Origin of the sequence: Streptomyces anulatus (assembly GCF_014650675.1) — a bacterium.
GTDB classification, from domain to species: domain Bacteria; phylum Actinomycetota; class Actinomycetes; order Streptomycetales; family Streptomycetaceae; genus Streptomyces; species Streptomyces anulatus.
In genome coordinates, this window is record NZ_BMVK01000039.1 from 1 (window position 1) to 5,488 (window position 5,488).

General features: G+C 71.7%; 7 protein-coding genes and 1 pseudogene. 7 read left to right on the forward strand and 1 reads right to left on the reverse strand.

The genetic code is table 11. The features are described from left to right. Positions 1–482: 482 nt before the first annotated feature. The gene (locus IE272_RS38460) at positions 483–779 is read left to right on the forward strand and encodes a DUF4193 domain-containing protein (protein ID WP_003965732.1); all 297 of its coding nucleotides are present in this window, start codon (positions 483–485) and stop codon (positions 777–779) included. A 13-nt stretch (positions 780–792) separates the two neighbouring features. Further along, entirely contained in the window at positions 793–1,746 is a 954-nt protein-coding gene (locus IE272_RS38465; protein WP_190010414.1) for a hypothetical protein, read from the forward strand. A 57-nt stretch (positions 1,747–1,803) separates the two neighbouring features. On the opposite strand, the gene IE272_RS38470 is transcribed toward IE272_RS38465, so the two are convergent. After that, positions 1,804–2,262 carry a DUF3093 domain-containing protein gene (locus tag IE272_RS38470; RefSeq protein WP_050360244.1) on the reverse strand — a complete coding sequence of 153 codons (459 nt, stop codon included), beginning with the start codon at positions 2,260–2,262 and terminating at the stop codon, positions 1,804–1,806. 58 nt (positions 2,263–2,320) lie between these two features. On the opposite strand from IE272_RS38470, the gene IE272_RS38475 reads away from it, so the two are divergent. The 5 genes and pseudogenes from IE272_RS38475 to IE272_RS38495 all read left to right on the forward strand — a co-directional run. Next, the gene (locus IE272_RS38475) at positions 2,321–2,905 is read left to right on the forward strand and encodes a PaaI family thioesterase (RefSeq protein ID WP_050360243.1); all 585 of its coding nucleotides are present in this window, start codon (positions 2,321–2,323) and stop codon (positions 2,903–2,905) included. Beyond that, positions 2,902–3,432 (forward strand): dUTP diphosphatase, encoded by a 531-nt coding sequence (gene dut / locus IE272_RS38480; protein WP_050360242.1) that lies wholly within the window; start codon positions 2,902–2,904, stop codon positions 3,430–3,432. Before IE272_RS38475 ends, dut begins: the two co-directional genes overlap by 4 nt. Before the next feature lies 1 nt (position 3,433). Continuing rightward, complete coding sequence (locus IE272_RS38485) at positions 3,434–4,207, forward strand: DUF3710 domain-containing protein (RefSeq protein WP_007454996.1); 774 nt, start codon at positions 3,434–3,436, stop codon at positions 4,205–4,207. 177 nt (positions 4,208–4,384) lie between these two features. After that, positions 4,385–5,119, forward strand: coding sequence for an ABC transporter ATP-binding protein (locus IE272_RS38490; RefSeq protein WP_050360241.1), 735 nt, complete (start codon positions 4,385–4,387; stop codon positions 5,117–5,119). Between the two features lie 203 nt (positions 5,120–5,322). Next, positions 5,323–5,488 (forward strand): annotated as a pseudogene (locus tag IE272_RS38495) (sensor histidine kinase KdpD); the annotation flags it as partial.

The window sequence follows — 5,488 nt, forward strand, 5'->3', positions numbered from 1 at the left end:
GGGCCCACGGAGGCCGTATCATCGCGGAGCCCCGCGAGGGCGGCGGTCTCGTGATGCGCGTCACCCTGCCGGTCTGAGAGGCTGCACGATGTGACTCTGCACCGAATCTCCATGTTCGCTTTGGGCGGAATTTTCAGGACCCGTTCCCGGGTGAGTCGTGTGTGATCGATCACAGGGCCGATTTCCCGGCCATCTACTCTCCGTGATCGCGACTCCGTCGGAAAGCCGGTAATCGTCCGGGTTTTCGGGGATGGTTATCACGGGAAGTACACGGGGTGGCGCCCGTGAACAGCGCAGTCGGGACCGTGTACGGTCCCCATCGCCACCCAAGCCGAGCCTCGCCGAGGCGCCCGGTTGGGTGTCGATTGAGTAACAGACCTTGATGTGAGGCAAAATCTCCGCCTCAGGTCGGGCACAAGTCCGGCCTCTCACGCGTTACGTGCGCTGAGACACCCGTAGACACCCAAGAGGGGGAGAGCGACATGGCAACGGATTACGACACCCCACGCAAGACCGACGACGACGTGGACCAGGACAGCCTCGAAGAGCTCAAGGCGCGTCGGAGCGACAAGACGGCATCCGCCGTCGACGTCGACGAATTCGACGCGGCCGAAGGACTCGAGCTGCCCGGCGCGGACCTCTCCAACGAGGAGCTGGCCGTCCGGGTGCTGCCCAAGCAGGCCGATGAGTTCACCTGCATGAGCTGCTTCCTGGTGCACCACCGCAGCCAGCTGGCCCGCGAGAAGAACGGTCAGCCCATCTGCCGCGACTGCGACTGAGGTCGAGTCGGCCGTGGCAGGCGACACACCGTTCCGGAAGCGGCGCCCCTGGCGCCGGCACGGCCCGGAGGCGAACCAGGACGGTACAGGCGGCACAGGCCCGGCAGAAGGCGGTAACGCGTCTGCCGAGCGGTCCGCCGCCCTGCCGGAGCACTCCGGCAGTTTCGACGACGAGCGAGGCCGTTCGGCCTCGCTCGAGGTGGCCGGGGCGGCAGCGTCGCCGGACCGGCCCGAAGAGCAGGGCCGGGCGGAGCCCACGACCGGGGGCCGCCTGCACGCAGTGAGACGGGGTGTACGCAAGGGCCGGGAGAGCGCGAAGGCACTGGCCGCACAGCTGGCCGAACGCATCATCGATACGGCCCCGCGTGTGCCGGTGCGCGACCTCGCCACCCTGCGGAAACAGTTCCCCGGGCTGGGGCCCGAGGAGCTGGCCGACAAGCTGGTCACGGGAGCCTGCCGGGCCACCGCGACCGTCGGCGCAGGCATCGGGGCCGCCGCCATGATGCCCGTACCGCCCGCCATGATGGCCGAGCTGGCGGCGGAGGTGACCGGCGTCGCCGCGATCGAGATGAAGCTCGTCGCCGAGCTCCACGAGGTCTACGGCCGCCGCCCCCCTGGCAATCTCGGCCAGCGCAGCACCGCGTATCTGACGTCGTGGACGGAGGAGCGCGGCATCGACGTCACCCGCCCCACCACGCTCAACGCCGCGCTGGGCGGCCAGATGAAGCGTGAGCTGCGCCAGCAGATCATGAAGCGCATGGCGCGCAATCTGCCCAACCTGATCCCGTTCATGATCGGCGCCGCCGTCGGCGCCACGATGAACCGTCGCGACACCCGCAAGCTCGCCGACCGGGTCAGGAACGACCTGCGCAAGGACCAGATCCGCTGGGACCGGCTGCCCGCGCTGCCCCCGCTGGAGCAGCCCCTGAACCCGGCCGAGCTGCCCAAGGAGATCGAGGGCCCCTGAGCGACGAAGGGCCCCCGAACCCGCACCGGGTCGGGAGCCCCGCCCGCCGACGTCCGCTCAGGCGGTCGGGACGGTGCTCAGCGCCGCCGCCAGGCCCTGCGGGTTCCGGGTGGAGAGGTAGACGTACGGAGTCGGGTCGTCCGGGTCCGTGACCTCCACCCGCACCGCTGTCTCCACATAGCCGCGCAGCAGCATGAACGCACGGGCGTCGGCCTTGTGCGTGCGCCAGGCCCGTGCCTCCTCGGCGTCCAGCACCTCGGGCTCGCCGAGCGCCGACAGCGGGATCCGGGCGTCGCCGGCGACCAGCGCCCCCGCCACCACCCGGATCCGGGCGGAGCCGTAACTGCTCACCAGGACCGCGGCGGCGACCGTGCCGCCGGCCAGACCGGCGAGCAGCGGCAGGGTGCCCAGCGGCAGAAGCATCAGCGCACAGGCGACACCGACCCCGAAGGCGATGAACCACCAGGAGCGGGGCGCGGTGAGACGTTCGTCGAAGGGCGGTGCGGAAGGCTGCATGGAACCAAGCTTGGCACGGCGCGACCGGCGGACTGCCGCGCGGGTAAGGTCTGCGCCTGTGAGTGGAACATCAGCAGCTCTGACACCCCCGGCCGACGCCGTCGCGCCGGTCCGGCACCCCGACGCGCCCGCCCCCGGCGAGCTCCTCGGAGCGCACTACGAACACTGTTTCGGCTGCGGCGGGGGACAGCCGCACGGACTGCACCTGATGGCGCGGGCCGGTGAAGGCGTGAGCGTGACCGCCGAGTTCACCGTGCAGCCCGCCCACCAGGGCGCCCCCGGCCTCGCCCACGGCGGCGTGCTGGCCACGGCGCTGGACGAGACCCTCGGCTCGCTGAACTGGCTGCTGCGCACGATCGCGGTGACCGGACGGCTGGAGACCGACTTCGTCCGCCCCGTGCCCGTGGACACCGTGCTGCACCTCGACGCCCGGATCACCGCCGTGCACGGCCGGAAGATCTACTCCACCGCCACCGGCCGGATCGGCGGCCCCGACGGGCCCGTCGCGGTCCGGGCCGACGCCCTCTTCATCGAGGTCAAGGTCGACCACTTCATCGACAACGGCAGGCCCGCCGAGATCCAGGCGGCCATGTCCGACCCCGACCAGGTCAGGCGCGCCCGCGCCTTCGAGGTGAACCCGTGACGCGCAACCCCGTCGACGTACTGATCCGCCTCCTCGACCCGGAGGTGCCGATTCCGGCGTACGGGCACCCGGGCGACGCCGGGGCCGACCTGGTGACCACCGAGGCCGCCGAGCTCGCCCCCGGCGAGCGCGCGGTGCTCCCCACCGGGGTGTCGATCGCCCTGCCCGACGGGTACGCCGCGTTCGTTCACCCGCGCTCCGGCCTCGCGGCCCGCTGCGGAGTGGCCCTCGTGAATGCCCCAGGGACGGTTGATGCCGGGTACCGTGGGGAGATCAAGGTGATCGTGGTCAACCTCGATCCACGCGAGAGCGTGCGATTCGAACGGTTCGACCGGATTGCCCAATTGGTTGTCCAGCAGGTCGAGAAGGTGCGCTTCCACGAGGTGGCGGAACTTCCCGGCTCGGCGCGGGCCGAAGGGGGCTTCGGGTCCACCGGCGGCCACGCGTCGGTGGACGGCGCCGAGGGCGGGATCACCCACGGTGGGAACAGCTACGCTTCGGTCGTATCCGACCGGGAAGGACAGTGACGTGTTCGGACGTCGCAAGAAGAGTGGTTCCGCCGAGGACGCGGCGGACGAGGTGCGCGAGGCCGAGCAGGTCGCCGACGAGCCCGAGGGCAGTGACGGCGCCGCCAAGGGCGCCCGTCGGATGAACCTTCCGCCGGCCCCCAGGCCGGACGGACCCTGGGACAGCACCGAGGTCACCCAGCCCGGCGAGGGCCGGGTCGACCTGGGCGGCATTTTCGTCCCCGGGGTCGAGGGCATGGAGCTGCGCGTCGAGGTGGCCGGGGACGCGATCGTCGCCGCCACCGTGGTGCTGCGCGACAGCGCGATCCAGCTGCAGGCCTTCGCCGCCCCCAAGAAAGAGGGCATCTGGGGCGAGGTCCGCGACGAGATCGCCTCGGGCATCACCCAGCAGGGCGGCATCATCGACGAGGTCGAGGGCCCGCTGGGCTGGGAGCTGCGCGCGCAGGTCCCCGTACAGCTTCCGGACGGCACGGGCGGTGTGCAGCTCGTGCGCTTCGTCGGCGTCGACGGGCCGCGCTGGTTCCTGCGCGGAGTGATCTCCGGTCAGGGCGCCGTCCAGCCGGAGGCCGCCGGGCTGCTGGAGACGATCTTCCGGGACACCGTGGTCGTCCGCGGCGAGGGCCCGATGGCTCCCCGCGACCCGATCGTCCTCAAGCTCCCCAACGACGCCCAGATGGTGCCCGAGGGTGTGCAGCAGGAGGACCAGGAGAGCTCGAAGTTCTCCGGCGGCATGGGCCAGCTCCAGCGCGGCCCCGAGATCACCGAGGTCCGCTAGCGGTACCGAGGTCCGCCGGCGGTACCGAGGTCCGCCGGCGGTACGGCAGTACTTCGCAGCACAGGCCGGTGGGCCGCACCCTTTCCTGGGTGCGGCCCACCGGCCATTGCCCGGCCGTGTGCCGCATGCACATACTGGCGGGCGACGACGCAGGCCACGTGATGACGGGGGAGCAGCATGACCGAGAGCACCAGCGGGCAGTCCGGTACGGCCCTTGCCGAGGACCCGGCCCGTACGGTCATGGTCACGGTCGAGGACCTGCACCGCTCGTACGGGAGCGGAGCGGCGGCCGTGCACGCCCTGCGCGGGGTCTCGTTCGAGATCCCCCGCGGTGAGCTGGTCGCGCTCAAGGGCCGCTCCGGCTCCGGCAAGACCACCCTGCTCAACCTGGTCGGCGGCCTGGACACCCCGGACGACGGCCGGATCACCGTCGACGGCACCGAGCTGTCGGGGCTCGGCGAGAAGGGGCTCCTCGAGCTGCGCCGGGACCGGGTCGGCTTCATCTTCCAGTCCTTCGGTCTCATCCCGATCCTGACCGCCGCCGAGAACGTCGGCGTACCCCTGCGGCTGCGCAAGGCCGACCCGGCCGAGCGTGACGAGCGGGTCGCCCTGCTGCTCTCCCTCGTCGGCCTCGCCGACCACGCCGAGCAGCGCCCCGGCGAGCTCTCCGGCGGCCAGCAGCAGCGCGTCGCCATCGCCCGCGCCCTCGCCAACCGCCCCGCCCTCCTGATCGCCGACGAGCCCACCGGACAGCTCGACGCCGAGACCGGGCTCGCCGTGATGGAGCTGCTCCGCGCGGTCGTCCGCAGCGAGAACGTCACCGCCCTCGTCGCCACCCACGACCCCCAGCTGCTGGGCCTCGCCGACCGGGTCCTGGAGCTGAGCGACGGCCACATCGTCGAACACGGCTGACGTTCCCGTAGCGCCCCCCGCACCCGCCCCGGCGCGCCCCAGCACCCGCCCCGACGCGCATCAGAGTTCCGTCAATACGCCCCTCACCTGCACTCCCGGGACCGAAGCACGGCCCTCGGCGGAGTAGCGTCGAGGACGGCAGCCGCACCGGGCGCCACCGGCCGTCGACGCGACAGGGCCGGACGGAAGAAGACAATGGGGCCATGGGACGCGGCATACTCCGGATCTACCTGGGCGCGGCGCCGGGTGTCGGCAAGACGTACGCGATGCTTTCGGAGGCGCATCGCCGGGTCGAGCGTGGCACCGATTGTGTGGTGGCTTTCGTGGAGCATCATGACCGGCCGCGTACGGAGGTGATGCTGCACGGGC